We start from the raw sequence: 15,538 nt of genomic DNA, 5'->3' as shown, positions 1-15,538 counted from the left end.
GTTATAGTCTCGTGGGCTCGGAGATGTGTATAAGAGACAGGCCCGGAACAGCCGGACCGCCGCCGCCGCGTCGCCGACGATCAGCACGCGCTCGCCGGGGTGGATCTCCAGATCGAAGGGTTCCACCACGCGCCGCCCGTCCGGCTCGGCAATGGACAGCCCGCGGAAGCTCAGGCAATGCTCGCCATCGCTGCGCTCCACGGTGATGCGCTCCGTTCCCTGCCCGTCGATCTCGCGGTCCAGGCGCTGGAGCGCCTCGTGCAGGCCCAGCACACGCTCCACCGACGCCTTCCATTCCGCCGCGCGGGCAAGGTTGTCGATGGGCCAGGACAGGGCGCCCACCGTCTGCTGGAAAGCCTGCGCCGTCTGCATCAGCACGCCGAGCGAAATGGCCCCGGCGATGTAGCTGGGCGAAGCGACCAGGATCGGGAATACGGCGGACAGCACCGAATAGGCGGCGCTGAAGACCATCATGTTGGACAGGGCGTGCGTCTGGCCGTTCCAGCCCCGCTGCACCCCGCCGAACAGCACGGCCAACCGGTCGCGTTCACCCGACTCCCCATGCAGGAGCGCCACGTCCTGCGCGTTCTCGCGCACGCGGGCAAGGCCGAAGCGGAAGGAGGCCTCGTGCCCCTGCCGGCGGTTCACCGCCCTCACCAGCGGCTTTCCCATCAACAGGGCGATGCTTGTCCCGACGGCCGCGTAGACCAGCGCGATGTAGAGCAGATAACCCGGCACATGGACGGTGCTTCCGGCCAGCGTCACCTCCGGCGAACCGGACAGCCGCCACAGGATGTTGGTGAAGCTGATCAGCAAAAGCGCGCAATAGGACAGCGACAGAGCGAGATCGATCGCCGCCTCGGTGGCAATGCGGATGTCCTCGGCGATGCGCCCGTCCGGGTTGTCGTGGTCGCCGGGCAGGTAGGTCACCTGATGCTGCCGGCCGCGCGTCAGCCAATCGCCCAGCAGCTTCTGCGTCAGCCATGTCCGCCAACCCAGCTGCAGTCGGCGCTTCACCCGCAGATGCAGGATGGTGTTGACGATGTTGAACAGGATGATCCCGCCCGCCGCCGCGATCATCAGCACGAAGCGGTCCATGGAGCGCTGCTCCAGCGCGTCGAACAGATGCTGGCTCCACAAGTTCAGCAGGATGGGAACCACCACCTGCCCGACCGTCAGAAGCCCCAGCGCCCCGGCGAGGAGCCACACCGTCCAGTTCCGCCCGGCCGAGCGGGGGCCACCCGACCAGAAGCCACCGGCAAGATGAAGGAAACGGCGGGTGAAGCCGGACCGGTCCGGCGTCCTGGACGCGATCGACATGGCCCTTCCACCCCCTGGGCTTGAAGCAAGACCTCCTTTACCCTAACGAACAGTTTATTACCAACAGCTTGCCCCGCAATGCACCAAAGGATGGTGCACCGCCACAAGGTCATAGCCCGTCACGGCGTGGCGGCGACCCCGTCCATCACCGGCAGCGCGGGCGGGTTGGCCCAGGCGGTGCGGGAATCGATCTCCACTTCGAAATCGGAAAAGATGGTGCGTCCGTACAGGCCGTGGCCGCGGTCCGGGATGTCGGTGAAAAGATGGAGCGCCATCGGCCCCGACCAGGGCGCCGCCAGGGCCGCCGACAGGTCGAGCGGACGGCGCGGCTCCTCCAGCACCGTCCAGCCGCTGGAGGCGAGGATGCCCTCCTCCCGTTCCGCCTCGTCCACCGTCAGCGACGGCGGTGCCACCACCAGCTTGCAGGCGATGGCGGTGCGGCAGCGCGGGTCGTCGATCACCGCCCGCGCCCGCACCGCCACGGCGCCCGGAACCTCGTCCAGCGGGATGTGGGCCGCCGTGACGACGCCATGGAGCGGGTGGAGCAGGACGCGCCCGCCGCGCAGCAGGCCGAACCAGGGAAAGGTCGCCTCGAACTCGCGGCCCTTGCGCAGTTGCGCCAGCACCGGCTGGGTCAGCGGCCAGACCATACGGTCCGGCGCGGGATGCGGCGCCAGATGCGCCGCCGGGCCATAGTCCAGCCCCGGCAGCCCACCCCACAGCCGCAGCGCCAGCATGGCCGGTTGCCCGACGGCACGGGCCGGCGGCGCGACGGCGTATTCGTCGAGCAGACCGGCCTGGGCCAACGACAGGCGCGGCGCCTCCGTCACCACCCCGATGGCGCCGATCCGCAGGTCGAGAAGCCGATCCATCCGGGTGGAGGCGGCGGGCAGGCGCAGCGACAGCCAGCCGGACCGCAGATCACCGAAGGACAGCCTCCATTCCGCAAGGGTCTCGCCGGTCTCCGCCCCGGCCAGGGCAACGGCAAGCGCCCCGCTTCCCTTCGGCGCTTGGTCGAGATGCAGGTCAAGTCCCACCAGCCCCCGCGCACCCGCCGGCAGGCGCTGCACGATTTCAGCCGCTCCCGCGGTGTTCCGGCCATGGCGCAGCGGCACCGGCAGCGCTCCCACCGGGCGCGGCGAGGCGAAGACCAGCCGCGGCGGGCTGAGGCGCAGGGCATCCAGAAGTTCCACCGCCTCGGGCGGCAGGCGGGCGGAACGGCCCCACTCCTCCCGGAGGGTGGACAAGGTCTGCTGAAGGCCGGCGTTGCGGCGGTGCAGCCCGTCGATTTCTCCGAAAGCCTGCCCCAGCAGGCCACGCAGCAGTGCGGACGCATCGCCCGTCATCTGCGGTGGCGCGCTGTCCGGCCCGCCGGCCTCCTCCCACCAGCCGAGCAGCCGCTCGGCGTCCCGCCGCGCCGCCTCGTCGCCCGACCACAGCGCCCGGACGGCGGCGGGCGGGATCGCCAGCGCGCGCAACGCCTCGCCCTCCTCCGGCTTGGAGTCCCCGGACAGCAGCAGATAGCCGCCGTCGTGACGGACCAGCCGCAGCAGGCGAAAGGGCACGGTGCCCGCTTCCAAACTCGTGTCGGTGCCGACGGCGATGATTTTCGGCGTGCCGTCGTAGAGGGAGGCGAACTGGGCCGCAGGGGCGGAGAGCTTCATGACGATGACACCCTTCTCAGGCGGCCACGGGGGTTTCGGGAAGACACGAGGACAAAGGCGCGCAGGCGGTCCAGTCGGGATCGGTGTCCGGCTCCGCCGCATCCTCCCAGCGCCGCAGCTTGTCCGGTGGGAATCCCAGCGCTTGGCAGAGGCGGAAGGTCCGGGCGTCGAGGGGCACGACAGTCTGGTAGGCGTGCTCGAAGGCGGCGCAGCCGTTGACCGCGTCGGCCAGGGACGGCGCGTCCGGGAGGGTGGACGCCCCCAGAAGCGCCCAGCCCGTCACGCCGAGCGCGCGCAGCCGGCCCATCAGCGGGTGCGCCGCGCCGTGCCGCACGGTCACGACCAGATCGAAGACGGCCAACGTGCCGACCGCCATATCCTCCTCCACCGCATCCCAGGGACGCAGCGGCGTGCCCAGATAGGCGTCGCGGTGGGTCAGCGGACGTTCCGGCAGCACCAGCGGCGACGGGTGAGGGATGACCGACGCGAACGCCTCGACCAATACCGCGGCCAGGGCCAGGTCCCCGCTCCCCAGCGCCACCAGATGCGCGTCATAGCCCTTCCCGGCCAGCCAGCGGGCCATGCGGGCGGCGGTCTCCAGCGCCCCCGCGTCGGCGGGATCGGCCACCAGCGCAGCCAAGCGCCGGTGTCCCGCGGGGGGAAGCAGCGGAAGCACCGAGGGCAGCCGGTGCACCGTCTGGTAGACATCCTCCGGCGTGGCGACCCCGGCGCGGTAGCGGTCGATGGGTGCCGCCGCCCAGCCGCCGTTGGACGGCCGTGACCACGCTGCGGCCATCGCCTCGTGCAGCGCGGACAGGGCGGCATCGGCGCCGGCCGGCGGTTGCACCGCGCCGGGCAGCGCCAGGGTGAGGCTCAGCCGGGCCTCGGCGCAGGGCTTCCAAGGCTCCCGTTCCAGCAAGGGAATACCCGCCGGTTGGCGCCGCACGAGGTCGAGCAGGGCCGCGGTCGGCAGCATCGCCATCGCCGCCCCGCCGCCCGGCAGGGGAAACGGCACATCCGCCTGCAACCCCACAGGCACCCCGGACCAGGACAGTTCGCAGCCGTTTTCCGCCGCCCGCGCCGTTACCTTGGCGCGCACCAGGGTCGCCTGGGCTGCCGCACGCTCCAGGACCCACAGGGCGCCATGCAGCAGGCTATGGCGCGCCAGCAACTCGTAAAGACCGGAGTCCATCACCGCCAGCAGGCCGGGGCACTCCCCATAGCCGGGCCGCTCCGGCGCGCGCAGGGCGCGGCGCACGAAGTCGGCGAGCGGCACGTCCTCTTCGCCCAGCGCAGGGTCGGTGACGCAGCGGACGATGGCGCGGTCGGGCAGGTAAACGGCGTAGCGCCGGCCGACGGCGGCCTCCGCCCGCAGCACGGCCCGGACCGCGAACAGCGAGGGGTGGCGCTTCTGGATGTGAGTCAGGATGGGGCGGTAATCGCGCTCCGATTCGGTCAGCATGCTCTCGCCGCGGCGGCGGTAGCCGAAGCCGGTGCCCGGCACATGCACGCCGTGGAAGCCGCGCTCCAACCCTTGCAGCCAGAACTCCCAGTCCTCGCTGCCCTGGCGCATCGCCTCGTCGAAACGGGCGCCGCTGTCCAGCAGGCGGCGCGACGCCATGCTGCCGGCCTCGCTGACGTTGCGGAACAGATGCTCCAGCGGCGAATAGCCGCCGGACATGTCGCAGAACTCGAAGAAGCCGAACTTGTCGACGTCCGGATAGGCCCAGCCGACCTTAGGTCCCGCCGCCCGCAGCGCGTCCAGCATGCGTTGCAGCAGATGGGGCCGGATGCGGTTGTCGGAGTCGAGGAAATAGACCGCCTCGAGCGCCGGAAAGGCGTCCAGCGCAAAGTCGATCCCGCTGTTGCGCGCCGCGCTCAGCCCGGCGTTGCGCTTGTGCAGGTAATAGAGCCGCCCCGGATGGGCCGCCGCGAATTCCAGGCAGACCCGCCCGGTCTCCGGGAAGGGGCAGCCGTCGTCGACCACGACCACGGCGTAGGCGAAGTCCGTGTCCTGGGCGAGCGCGGTGGACAGCGCCTCGACCAGCAGGCCCGAATGCTTGTAGGTCGGCACGACGACGGCCACACGGACGTTTTCGGCGTCACCGGACCCTGAAGCGATGTGAGTTCCAACGGAATGCATGGGCGGACGCCGTAATGACACGACACCGTCGATAGCACCGCTTCCGCTTGGCTCCGATGTGACAATTCAGAGACACTGACGATCAGGCGGCCGATCACTCCATAGGCGCTCTTTGCAAAACTTTGAAAGACCAATCACGAAAACCTAAAAGTCTACTTAATTGGAGATCCTATCGTGATTTCCTTCTTACCTTCTTCAGCCACATATTTTTGGGCGAACCCCTTGGCAAGCGTCGAGAGCACCTTGTCGAAAGAGCCGGATTGGAATCCCAGATCCGCAAACTTTTGCCCAGCCGCCTGTTCCTTGGACGTCGCAAAGAAGCGCTCGTCGCCTCCTTTCAGCGTGTAGGCGGTCATCGGTTTACCGATCCCCGCCAACTGGTCATACGTGTTCTGCAGCGCCCTCATCTCTTCGCCCAATTGAGCCGTCGCAGCCATCCGGTCCTCCATGCTCATGCCCGACGCGAACATGGCCGCGCGCCGGGTTTCCGTCTCGGAGAACATGCGCTGCGTGATGGATTGCATTTTCTGCTGCCGCGCCTCGCCTTCAGGGGTGCGCCCAGCCTCGGCGTCCCCCCTGGCGGATTGCCAGAACGCCTTCTTGCGCTCCGACTTCAGGGCGAACGACAGCGCGTCGTTGAGTTCGTCCGCCGACATCGCCCCGCTGGAGACGAGTTTGCCCAGGGAGGTCCGATCCTCCGCCGCGAGATTCGTGAACAGGTCGAGCGCGTCACCCTTGAGCGCCGACGCCAGATGGCTGAGATCAACCTTGTCACTCTTGGAGGCGGCGGCCGGTGCCGTCCCGTCCGTGGCGCCGCTCTTCGCAGCGGTGGGTTTCGCCTGCACGGAGGCCGCAGCGGTGGCCTGGAACAAGGATGCCGAAGCGTCGGAAATTCCCATGGCTTCCTCCGATGATCCTGAACGCATGGCGTGTGATACCGGATCATCTGAAGCCAATATTGTGAAGAGTAAATTAACAAGAAACTCTTATATTTCTAATGATTAGATCTCAAAGCATCAATGATCAAAAATCTTCGTTCTCCGCAAGAAGAACAGGCTGACGGAGCATCGCTCCGCGCAGCCTGCCCTCCTGTTCTTCACGCGAGATCAAGCCGCCCGCTCTTTGCCACCGCGCTCAGGAAGCGGTAGCTGTCCTTGGGCGTGCGGACCAGCGTGTCATAGTCGACGCGAACGATGCCGAACCGCTTCGACAGGCCGAAGGCCCATTCGAAATTGTCCAGCAGGCTCCAGCACAGATAGCCCTTCACGTTGCAGCCATCGGCCAGGGCGCGGCCGACCGACGCCACATGGTCGCGCAGGAAATCCACGCGCTCCGCGTCGTGTACCTGCCCGTCCGGCGTCACCACGTCGTCATAGGCCGCACCATTCTCCGCGACGAAGACGGCGGGGTTGCCGTAGTCGCGCTTAAACTCCATCAGAAGGTCGTACAGCCCGTCGGGCTGGACCGGCCAAGCCATGGCGGTCCAGCGGTCGCAATGGGCGTCGCCCCACCACACGTCGAACGGATGGCCCGTCTCGTGCTTCATGGTCATGCGCGAGTAGTAGTTGATGCCCAGCAGGTCGATGGGGAAGCGGATCGCCTCCTCATCACCGGGCAGCACGAAGTCCTTCATCCGCTCGGCCATCAGATCGGGGATCTTGCCGCGCATCACGCCGTCCAGGGCCACCCGGTTCCACACCGCGTCCCAGCGGGCCGCCGCCGCGATGTCCTCCGGCCGGTCGCTCTCAGCCCGGCAGGGCTGGAGGTTGATGACGGTGCCGAGCGTCAGGCCGGAATGTTCCGCCGATATGGCGCGGAGCGCCGCACCTTGCGCCAGATTCTGGTGGTGCAGCGCGCGCAGGATGCCGACCTCACCCAGCTTATGGCCGGGCGCGTGCTCCCCGGTGCCGTAGCCGTGGGTGGCCACCACGTTCGGCTCGTTCAGCATCATCCAGTCCTTCACCCGGTCGGCAAGCCGGGCGGCGACGATGCGGGCGTAGTCGGCGAAGGTGCCGACGACCTCCCGGCCCTGCCAGCCACCGCGGTCTTCCAGCGGCTGCGGCAGGTCCCAATGGTACAGGCAGGCCATCGGCCGGATGCCGGCGGCCAACAGCCCGTCCACGAGCCGGTCGTAGAAATCGAGCCCCGCCGCGTTCATCGCCCCCGCCCCACTCGGCAGGATGCGCGGCCAAGCGATGGAGAAGCGGTAGGCGTTGAATCCCGCGTCCTTCAGCAGGGCGATGTCCTCCGCCCAGCGGTGGTAATGGTCGCAGGCGACAGCGGCACTGCTGCCATCCTGGATGCGCCCGGCGTCGGTGAAGGTGTCCCACACGCAGGGGCCGCGCCCGTCCTCGTGAATCGCCCCCTCGATCTGATAGGCCGCGGTGGACGCCCCCCACAGGAAGCCCTTGGGAAAAGTGATGAGTGCCATGACGGGGACTCCCTTGAAGTGATTATGTTGCAGACGCACTGTTGCGAGCGCGAAGGTCATGTTGCGCGAGCGAAGAGGCGACCACACTTATTCTGACCATCAGGTATAGTCTCTTCGTCTTAACAAGTGTATGCTTCACCCAAAGCGGCTGCCCTGACAAATCAGCACAGCAGCATTCCCGCCGGCGGGAGGCATTCCATGGCTGTTACCACTCCCAAAACCACTAAGATCGTCTTCCTGGGCGCCGGCAGCGCGGCCTTCGGGCTGAGCATGTACCGCGACCTCTTCACCACGACGGAGCTGGCGGGCAGCACCCTGACTCTGGTCGACACGAACCCGGCGGCGCTCGACCGCATGACCGCGCTCGCCCGCCTGCTGAACGCCAAGGGCGCCGCCGGCCTGATCATCGAACAGACCACCGACCGCCGCGCCGCCCTGCAAGGCGCGGAATTCGTCGTCAACTCCGTCGCCATCGACCGCAACCGCCTGTGGAAGCTCGATTTCGAGGTGCCGAAGAAGCATGGCATCCGCCATACGCTGGGCGAGAACGGCGGACCCGGCGGCCTGTTCTTCACGCTGCGCACCCTGCCCCTGATCTTCGACTTCGCCCGCGACATCGAGGAGCTGTGCCCGGACGCCCAGTTCATCAACCTGTCGAATCCGGAAAGCCGCGTCGTCCTCGGCCTCGGAAAATACACCAAGGTCAAGACGCTGGGGCTGTGCCACGGCATCTTCCTGGCGCGCTGGTTCATCTGCCAGATCCTCGGCATGGCCGAAAAGGACGTGGAGGTCTGGGGCGCTGGGTTGAACCACTTCCAATGGCTGATGCACATCCGCGACAAGGCGAGCGGGCGCGACCTCTACCCGCTGCTGCGCGAGCGGGAGAAGACCCACGACCCGGCCTTCACACCGCTGACCCGCCGCCTGTTCAACAGCTTCGGCCTGTGGCCGACCTGCAGCGACGATCATATGGGCGAATACCTCCCCTACGGCTGGGAAGGCGGGGAGCATGGATTCGACTTCGCCGAGGACGAGCGCGGGCGCGGCATCCTCAACGCGCTGATGGACGGGACCATTGCCGGGACGACGCCGGTGCCCGACGACTGGACGCAGCCATCCTGGGGCGAGCGGGCGGTGCAGGTCATCGCCGGGGTGCTGCACAACCAGAAGCGCTTCATTGAGTCGGGGATCGTCTACAACCAGGGCGCCATCCCCAACCTGCCGCCCGATCTGGCGGTCGAGGTGCCGCTGCTGGCCGACGCGGCGGGCGTTCACCCGGTCTCGCTCGGCCCCCTCCCCGACCCGATTGCCAAACTGCTGCACGTCCAGGCGGGCGTGCAGCAACTCTCCGTCGAGGCCGCGGTCCACGCCTCGAAGGACTTGGCGCTCCAGGCCCTCCTGATCGACCCGGTGGTGACTTCCACCGACGCTGCCGTGAAGATCCTGGACGAGCTTTGGGAGGCGAACCGGCCCTACATCCGTCCCTGTGTGTAGGAACGCGCAGGGCCGGTGCGGGTCAATGGGCCGGTTCGGTGTCCGGCGCGGCCGGCTTGCGGCGTCCGCGCGGAGCGACCGGCTTCACCGCTTCCGCCTTCACGGCTTCCCCTTTCACGGCCTTGGCGCGGGGCGGCTTCGCCACCTTCGGGGCCGCCGGAACCGGAACCGCGACCGGGGTTTCGGCCTGGGTTTCGGCTGGGGATTCGTTTGCGGCAGTCGGCTCGCCCTTGGTCTTGCGGGCGCGCGGCGTCTTGGGCGCGACGGCCTCCTCGACCACATCGACCACGGCGTTCAGGCCGACGCCCAGCAGTTCGGTCGCCGCCGTCTTGGTCCGGCGGACCGCCTTCTTCACGACGCCCGCGGCGGCGTCCTTGACGGCCGCGACCATGGCGACCGGCTCCGCCGTGGCGGCCGTCCGGTCCTCGGTTTCGATCTCGGCGCAGGCCTGCGCCCAATGCTCTTCCCCCCGTCCCTCCGGTCGCCCGGCGCGCTCCCAGATCTCATAGGCGCGGTGGCGGATGCGGTCCTCACGATCGCCTTGCATTCTTCCGTCTCCAAGTGGGCTTTGGTCCAAGTGGGCTTGGCCGCAGAAACATCGACGCTCGAGGAAAACGGCGTCCTGCGCCCGTGGGTTCCCGTTTTAGTGCCCGGTTTATGTGACGATAAACGTACACAAAGAAAGCGTGCCTTAGTTCATAGGAAATTCATAGGCCCATTGCTTGTCCAACCTCGACAGAGAGCGGACGGTGATAGACCATGCGTTGGTTGCGCCCCCGTGCCGGCCCCGCGCCGGCGCCGGTCCGGCTTGCGGTCCGCATAGAACCCTTCGCCGGGTTGAACCGGGCCGGCCGGCCCAATTAACTTTGGGTGAAACGTCTTGGCAGGGGGCCGTTTGCGGCCCAGAGCCGTCACGGAAGGCAAAGAGTTCTGCGCATGTCCCTTGATCCCTTGCTTCAAGCCAACCGTATCCTGACCGAAGCCATCAGCAACTACCTCCAATCCTCGAACGAGCTTGCCGCGGCGGCGGAGCGTGCGACGGCGGCCAGCGCCGGACGCGACGCGACCACCCGGCGGCTGGCCTTCCAGGAATTGTCGGAGCGTGGGAACCAGGCGCGCTTCGCCAAGAAGCACCTGACCGACACGGTGCGCCGCCTGCGCTCCACCCTGCCGCCGGCCCAGATCGAGGCGGTGGCGGCGAAGCTCGACGGGCGCGAGAGCGCCGAGAGCGCGCTGACGCTGGTGCGCACGATCCTGACCGAGAAGGTCTGGTCGGCGGCCTGACGGCCCCGTCCCTTTCTGCCCTGCCCCTTTTGCCCTGCGGCGCTCCGGCCCGAGCGGTTCCGCTTTGCGGCCGGTTGGACGGCACCCCGCGTGCGGGAGGACCGTTCAACCGGTGTTGGTCGTTGGCCGCTATGCCCACATAATCCGGACGACTCATTTGACATCGTAGGATGCAGGGGCCAGTGTCTGACTGCTAAAGATTATCACAAGCGTGGGATCGGCGCCGCCGTCCCGCAGAATGGATCGTAAGGGTGCAAGACGGTTCCAAGGCGATGATCGCCCGCCTGGTCGGTTTCGACACGGTTTCGCGCCGTTCCAACATGGCGCTGATCGACTGGGTTCGGGACTATCTCGCCGGGTACGGCGTCGAGAGCCGGCTGGTGCCCAGCCCGGACGGCGCCAAGGCGAACTTGTTCGCGACCATCGGTCCGATGACCGAAGGCGGCGTGGTGCTGTCGGCGCACACGGACGTCGTCCCGGTGGACGGGCAACCCTGGGACACCGATCCCTTCACCCTGGTCGAACGCGACGGGCGCCTCTATGGGCGCGGCACCGCCGACATGAAGAGCTTCCCCGCGGTGGCGCTGGCCATGCTGCCGGACATCCTGGAGGCCGGGCTGAAGCGGCCGCTGCATCTGGCGTTGTCCTACGACGAGGAGGTCGGCTGCATCGGCGCCCCGGCCATGATCGCCCGCATCGCCGATGAGTTGCCGCGCCCCAGCGCCGTTATCGTCGGCGAGCCGACCTCGATGGGGGTCGTTCTGGCCCACAAGGGTTGCTACGTGCTGCGCACCACGGTCACCGGGCACGAGGTCCATTCGTCCCAGATCGACCGCGGGGTCAGCGCGGTGATGACCGCGGCGCGGCTCGTCAATCTCGTGGGCGACATGGCGGCGGAGAACGCCGCCGCCGCGGACCCCTCCTGCGGCTTCGACCCGCCCTTCACCACGCTGCAGGTCGGCACCATCGAAGGCGGCACGGCGGCCAACATCACCGCACGCCACTGTTCCTTCGTCTGGGACATCCGTCCGCTGCCCGGCGACGACTGGACGCGCTACCGCGACCGCTTCGAGGTGGAATGCGAGCGGTTGCGCGCCGCCATGCGGCAAATCAGCCCGGACTGCGACATCCGCACCGAGCAGCTCGCCGGCGTGCCAGGGCTGGCGCCGGAGCCGGACGGGCCGGCAGCCCAGCTCTGCCACGCCCTGACAGGACGCAACGACACCGGCATGGTCTCCTTCGCGGCGGAGGCCGGGCAGTTTCAGGAGGCCGGCCTGTCCACTGTGCTCTGCGGCCCTGGCTCCATCGATCAGGCGCATCAGCCCAACGAGTACATCGACGTCGCCCAGGTGACCGCCTGCGAAGGCTTCCTCCGGGATCTCGTCCGCCGGCTTGCGGCCTGACCCGCAACGGGGTGCGGCGGAGCGTCGCGCTGGATCATAATACAGACGGCCTTTTTATTCGGACCGCGATCAATGGAAGGAACCGATTGTTGGATCGACGGCGCCTTGTTGCTGAATTGCCTAGAGCACTCCCAATTTGGCCTATGCCGTCGACGGGGGAGACTTTGACGGCATTCCTGTCGCACTGTGCCCAGGGGCGCCGGTGCACCGGCGTGTCCATGGAAACGGGAGCGTCGGTGCATGGTTGATCTGAGCGACCTCGAGCGCGACGCGCTGACCGAGCTGGTGAACATGGGCGTCGGCCGTGCCGCGACCAACCTCAGCCGCATGGTCGCCGATCAGGTCCTGCTGTCGGTTCCCTCCATCGAGATCGTCAGCCGCAACGACGCCGCCGGCCTCCTGGCCGCGCGCGAGAAAATGAGCCTCGTCGCGGTCGAGCAGCGTTTCGACGGGTCCTTTTCCGGCCGCGCCCTGTTGATCTTCCCCGAGACCAACAGCCTGGAACTGGCCCGCGCCGTCCTTGGCAGCGAGCTGAGCCTGGAGGAGATCGTCGATCTGGAGCAGGACGCGCTTGCGGAGATCGGCAACATCATCCTCAATGGCTGTCTGGTCGTAATGGCCAACACGTTGAAGGACAATCTGGACATCTCGCTGCCCAGCGTGTTGCGCGGCGACAGCGACCGCATTTTCCAAAGCAACGGGCCCAACCCCGACGAACTGGTGATGTTCCTCTACATCGACTTCCTGATCCGCAGCCGGAGCATTCGCGGCTACATCGCGTTGCTCATGGGACTGTCGTCTCTGGAGTCGCTGAAGGGACTGATCCATGGATTCATCGACCGCATCGCCTCCGGAACGCCCGATGGAACCGACCGAGTTTAAGCGCATGCCCTGGCTGGACGGCCTTCTCGACGCGATGGACGCCGGCATCGTCGTGCTGGACCGCCATGGCCGCGTGCAGTTCTGGAACCGCTGGATGGAAAGGGCGTCGGGCACCCCCGAACCCGACATGCACGGGCGGGAGCTGGTGGAAGCCCTGCCGTCCCTGCGCGACACGCGGCTGCACAACGCGGTGCGCGACGTGCTGGAAACCGGGGCGCCCAGCGTCCTGTCCCACACGCTGAACCCGGTGCTGTTCCCGCTGCGCTGCGCCGACGGGCGACGGATGGTCCACAATGTGCTGATCCGTCCCTTCTCCGTCGCCAACGCCTCCTACTGCCTGATCCAGGTGAGCGACGTCACCGCCGTGGTCAACCGGGAGCGGGTTCTGCGCGAGCAGCGCGACGCGCGCTACCGTGCCATCGTGGACACCGCCCCCGACGCCATCGTCACCACCGACACGCGCGGCGTCGTGCAATGGGCCAACGGCGCCGCCGCCCGGCAGTTCGGCTTTCCGCCCAATGAACTGATCGGCCAGCATGTCAGCCTGTTCCTCGCCGAAGGCTCCCCCGACTGGTCCGGCCTGCTGGAGCGCGACCCGGCCGGACGCCCTGCACCCGTGGAACTGATCGGGCGCAAGCGCGACGGGACCCGCATCGACCTGGAGGTCTCGCTGGCCCGCTGGGAATCGGAAGGCCGGAGCTTCATCACCGGCGTCCTGCGCGACATCACCGAGCGCCGCCGCACCCGCGAGGAGCTGAAGGCCAACGCGCTCGCCATGCGCCAGCTCGCCGAGCAGACCAAGGCCACGCTCGACGCGCTGCCGGCGCACATCGCCGTTCTCGACCATGGCGGGCACATCATCTCGGTCAACAAGGCCTGGGCGGGAAGCGGGCCGCAGGCCGGTTTCCTCGGCGACGGCTCGGCCATCGGCGACGACTATCTGGAAGCCTGTGCCGCCACCCGCAGCGGGGCGGAGCATGCCGACGCACTGATCGAGGGGCTGCGCGGCCTGCTGCGCGGCGGGGCGCCGGTCTCCATCGAATATCCGGGTCTGTCCGATTCCGGGCCGCGCTGGTACCGCTGCCTCGCCGCGCCGATGGCCGCCGGTCCCTTCGGCGGGGCGGTGCTGATGCACATCGACGTCACCGAGATCAAGTCAATGGAAGCGGCGCTGCGCAAGCTGGTCGGGCAGAAGTCCACGCTGCTGCGTGAAGTGAACCACCGGGTGAAGAACAGCCTTCAGCTCGTGTCCAGCCTGCTGACGCTCCAGACCATGAGTCTGCCGGGGGCCGCCGAGCGGGTTCATTTCCAGGACGCCCGCAGCCGCATCGATGCCATCGCGCGGGTGCACAGCCGGCTCTACCAGACCGAACAGTTCCAGACCATCGAGTTCGGCAGCTATCTGAACGAGCTGTGCGCCGATCTGTCCCGCGCGTCGGGCGGCGACACGCTGGGCTCCATCGAGGTGCGGGCCGAGCGCGTCGACCTGCCCATCGATCAGGCGGCACCGCTGGGGCTGATCGCCAACGAACTGATCACCAACGCCATCAAGCACCGCGGGTCCACGCCCGCGAACGTCCTGGTGTCGCTTGACCGGGCCGGCGACCTGCTGGCTCTGACCGTGACCGACCAAGGACCCGGCCTTCCCGCCGGGTTCGACATGCGCCGGTCGCGCAGCCTCGGCATGCGCTTGATCACCAGCCTCACCGGTCAGGTCGGGGCAACGGTCACGCTGATGCCGGTCGAACGGGGAACCTCCTTCCGCATCGCGCTGACCATGCCGGAAACGCGCGGCCCCATCCTGGAAGACAGCGCGGCGGAGTGGAACGGATGAAGATTCTTCTCGTCGAGGACGAGGTCCTCATCGCCATGGAGCAGAGCTTCTACCTGGAATCCGCCGGGCACGAGGTGCACGGGCCGGCCTCCACCAGCGAAAAGGCGCTGGTCCTGGCGCAGGAGGTGAAGCCGGATCTGGCGCTGGTGGACATCCATCTCGCCCAGGGCTCCAGCGGCATCGACGCGGCCCGCCGGATGACCGCTCTGGGCATCCCCTGCCTGTTCGTCACCTCCTACCGCGAGGAAGTGGAGCCGACGCGCGAGTATGGGGTGGGCTGCCTGCCCAAGCCCTTCTCGCAAACCTCGCTGGTCTCCGCGGTCGAGGCGGTCAGCGCCATCCTGGCCGGGCGGACGCCTGCCAAGATTCCCGACACGATGGAGCTGTTCTCCTAAGCGCCGTCCGCCACCGGCGCGGGAGCCGACCGCGGCTTGCGGCGGCCTTCCTGAAGGCAAAAGCGGCCCACGCGCTATCGCTTGGCCAGCACGGGCATCACCCAGCCCTTCAGGAAGGCGTCCTCCGGCGGCACCGCGATCGGCCTCCCCGCCGCCACCAGCACCTGAAGCAACGCGGTGTGCAGCCCGGTGCAGGCACCGAGGTCCAGCCGGGGATCCTCCACTGCGCCCAGCCATTCGGCCAGCGGGATCGCTTCTTCCACGGTGCCGGCGCCCTCGAAACGGGCGGTGCGGTCCTCGAAACGGATGGGCATCACACCAGCTCCCGCAGGTTGAGGGCGAGCAGAAGGCGCCCGTCGCCGAGCACCGCCGTGCCGGCGTAGCCGCGCAGCCGGGCGAGCAGCCCGGTCATCGGTTTCAAGACCACGTCGGCGCGTTCCCGGAAGGCGTCCACGACCAGCGCCACCGGCTGCCCGCCGAGATCCACCAGCAGCACCGCCTCCCCGCTCCGCACCCGCTCGTCCTCCGGCAGGTTGAGCAGGCGGCGCAGCCGCAGAAGCGGCACCACAGCGTCCTGAACGACCACGCTCTCCGCATGCTTCATCCGGCGGATCGCGCCGTGGGGAACACGCTGCATCCCGGTCACCCTGTCTCTTATACACATCTGACGCTGCCGACGATTATACGC

General features: G+C 68.0%; 14 protein-coding genes. 6 read left to right on the top strand and 8 right to left on the bottom strand.

Annotated features, from left to right (window positions below; translation table 11 throughout):
* The 5 genes from Q4I23_RS22010 to Q4I23_RS21990 all read right to left on the bottom strand — a co-directional run.
* Positions 1–1,320, bottom strand: a 1,320-nt coding sequence (locus Q4I23_RS22010) for an ABC transporter ATP-binding protein/permease (protein WP_498527617.1), incomplete at its 3' end; no start/stop codon positions are given.
* Positions 1,321–1,439: 119 nt separating this feature from the next.
* Complete coding sequence (locus tag Q4I23_RS22005; RefSeq protein WP_498527616.1) at positions 1,440–2,984, bottom strand: DUF6212 domain-containing protein; 1,545 nt, start codon at positions 2,982–2,984, stop codon at positions 1,440–1,442.
* A 16-nt stretch (positions 2,985–3,000) separates the two neighbouring features.
* Positions 3,001–5,070, bottom strand: a complete 2,070-nt coding sequence (locus tag Q4I23_RS22000; protein WP_498527615.1) for a glycosyltransferase family 2 protein — start codon at positions 5,068–5,070, stop codon at positions 3,001–3,003.
* 209 nt (positions 5,071–5,279) lie between these two features.
* A complete protein-coding gene (locus Q4I23_RS21995; protein WP_498527614.1) occupies positions 5,280–6,026 on the bottom strand; it encodes a hypothetical protein in 747 nt (248 codons plus the stop codon).
* 197 nt (positions 6,027–6,223) lie between these two features.
* Entirely contained in the window at positions 6,224–7,558 is a 1,335-nt protein-coding gene (locus Q4I23_RS21990) for a GH1 family beta-glucosidase (protein WP_498527613.1), read from the bottom strand.
* Positions 7,559–7,756: 198 nt separating this feature from the next.
* On the opposite strand from Q4I23_RS21990, the gene Q4I23_RS21985 reads away from it, so the two are divergent.
* The gene (locus tag Q4I23_RS21985; RefSeq protein ID WP_498527612.1) at positions 7,757–9,052 is read left to right on the top strand and encodes a family 4 glycosyl hydrolase; all 1,296 of its coding nucleotides are present in this window, start codon (positions 7,757–7,759) and stop codon (positions 9,050–9,052) included.
* Positions 9,053–9,074: 22 nt separating this feature from the next.
* On the opposite strand, the gene Q4I23_RS21980 is transcribed toward Q4I23_RS21985, so the two are convergent.
* Positions 9,075–9,599 (bottom strand): DUF2934 domain-containing protein, encoded by a 525-nt coding sequence (locus Q4I23_RS21980; protein ID WP_498527611.1) that lies wholly within the window; start codon positions 9,597–9,599, stop codon positions 9,075–9,077.
* Positions 9,600–9,988: 389 nt separating this feature from the next.
* On the opposite strand from Q4I23_RS21980, the gene Q4I23_RS21975 reads away from it, so the two are divergent.
* The 5 genes from Q4I23_RS21975 to Q4I23_RS21955 all read left to right on the top strand — a co-directional run bounded on the left by Q4I23_RS21975 (position 9,989) and on the right by Q4I23_RS21955 (position 14,850).
* The gene (locus Q4I23_RS21975; protein ID WP_014242552.1) at positions 9,989–10,336 is read left to right on the top strand and encodes a hypothetical protein; all 348 of its coding nucleotides are present in this window, start codon (positions 9,989–9,991) and stop codon (positions 10,334–10,336) included.
* Positions 10,337–10,587: 251 nt separating this feature from the next.
* On the top strand, positions 10,588–11,739 hold the full coding sequence (argE, locus tag Q4I23_RS21970; protein ID WP_498527610.1) for an acetylornithine deacetylase: 1,152 nt from the start codon (positions 10,588–10,590) through the stop codon (positions 11,737–11,739).
* Between the two features lie 240 nt (positions 11,740–11,979).
* Positions 11,980–12,621 (top strand): chemotaxis protein CheC, encoded by a 642-nt coding sequence (locus Q4I23_RS21965; protein WP_014242550.1) that lies wholly within the window; start codon positions 11,980–11,982, stop codon positions 12,619–12,621.
* On the top strand, positions 12,602–14,455 hold the full coding sequence (locus Q4I23_RS21960; RefSeq protein ID WP_498527609.1) for a sensor histidine kinase: 1,854 nt from the start codon (positions 12,602–12,604) through the stop codon (positions 14,453–14,455). The genes Q4I23_RS21965 and Q4I23_RS21960 overlap by 20 nt, the downstream gene beginning before the upstream one ends.
* Entirely contained in the window at positions 14,452–14,850 is a 399-nt protein-coding gene (locus tag Q4I23_RS21955) for a response regulator (protein ID WP_454016477.1), read from the top strand. The genes Q4I23_RS21960 and Q4I23_RS21955 overlap by 4 nt, the downstream gene beginning before the upstream one ends.
* Before the next feature lie 74 nt (positions 14,851–14,924).
* On the opposite strand, the gene Q4I23_RS21950 is transcribed toward Q4I23_RS21955, so the two are convergent.
* Together Q4I23_RS21950 and Q4I23_RS21945 are read right to left on the bottom strand one after the other, a co-directional pair.
* Positions 14,925–15,164 (bottom strand): hypothetical protein, encoded by a 240-nt coding sequence (locus Q4I23_RS21950; protein WP_498527608.1) that lies wholly within the window; start codon positions 15,162–15,164, stop codon positions 14,925–14,927.
* The coding region (locus Q4I23_RS21945) for a chemotaxis protein CheW (protein ID WP_498527607.1) at positions 15,164–15,538 on the bottom strand (375 nt) is incomplete at its 5' end. The genes Q4I23_RS21945 and Q4I23_RS21950, both read right to left, overlap by 1 nt.

The organism is Azospirillum sp. UFLA03-27 (assembly GCF_059803775.1).
The sequence above is the reverse complement of the archived record's forward strand: the minus strand, read 5'-3'. Positions and strand labels throughout refer to the sequence as shown.

What these genes read in the sequence shown, in the direction of transcription:
- Q4I23_RS22005 (WP_498527616.1), bottom strand. Translation starts at nt 2,984, where the DNA reads ATGAAGCTCTCCGCCCCTGCGGCCCAGTTCGCCTCCCTCTACGACGGC.
- Q4I23_RS21995 (WP_498527614.1), bottom strand. Translation starts at nt 6,026, where the DNA reads ATGGGAATTTCCGACGCTTCGGCATCCTTGTTCCAGGCCACCGCTGCG.
- Q4I23_RS21990 (WP_498527613.1), bottom strand. Translation starts at nt 7,558, where the DNA reads ATGGCACTCATCACTTTTCCCAAGGGCTTCCTGTGGGGGGCGTCCACC.
- Q4I23_RS21985 (WP_498527612.1), top strand. Translation starts at nt 7,757, where the DNA reads ATGGCTGTTACCACTCCCAAAACCACTAAGATCGTCTTCCTGGGCGCC.
- Q4I23_RS21980 (WP_498527611.1), bottom strand. Translation starts at nt 9,599, where the DNA reads ATGCAAGGCGATCGTGAGGACCGCATCCGCCACCGCGCCTATGAGATC.
- Q4I23_RS21975 (WP_014242552.1), top strand. Translation starts at nt 9,989, where the DNA reads ATGTCCCTTGATCCCTTGCTTCAAGCCAACCGTATCCTGACCGAAGCC.
- Q4I23_RS21965 (WP_014242550.1), top strand. Translation starts at nt 11,980, where the DNA reads ATGGTTGATCTGAGCGACCTCGAGCGCGACGCGCTGACCGAGCTGGTG.
- Q4I23_RS21960 (WP_498527609.1), top strand. Translation starts at nt 12,602, where the DNA reads ATGGAACCGACCGAGTTTAAGCGCATGCCCTGGCTGGACGGCCTTCTC.
- Q4I23_RS21955 (WP_454016477.1), top strand. Translation starts at nt 14,452, where the DNA reads ATGAAGATTCTTCTCGTCGAGGACGAGGTCCTCATCGCCATGGAGCAG.
- Q4I23_RS21950 (WP_498527608.1), bottom strand. Translation starts at nt 15,164, where the DNA reads ATGCCCATCCGTTTCGAGGACCGCACCGCCCGTTTCGAGGGCGCCGGC.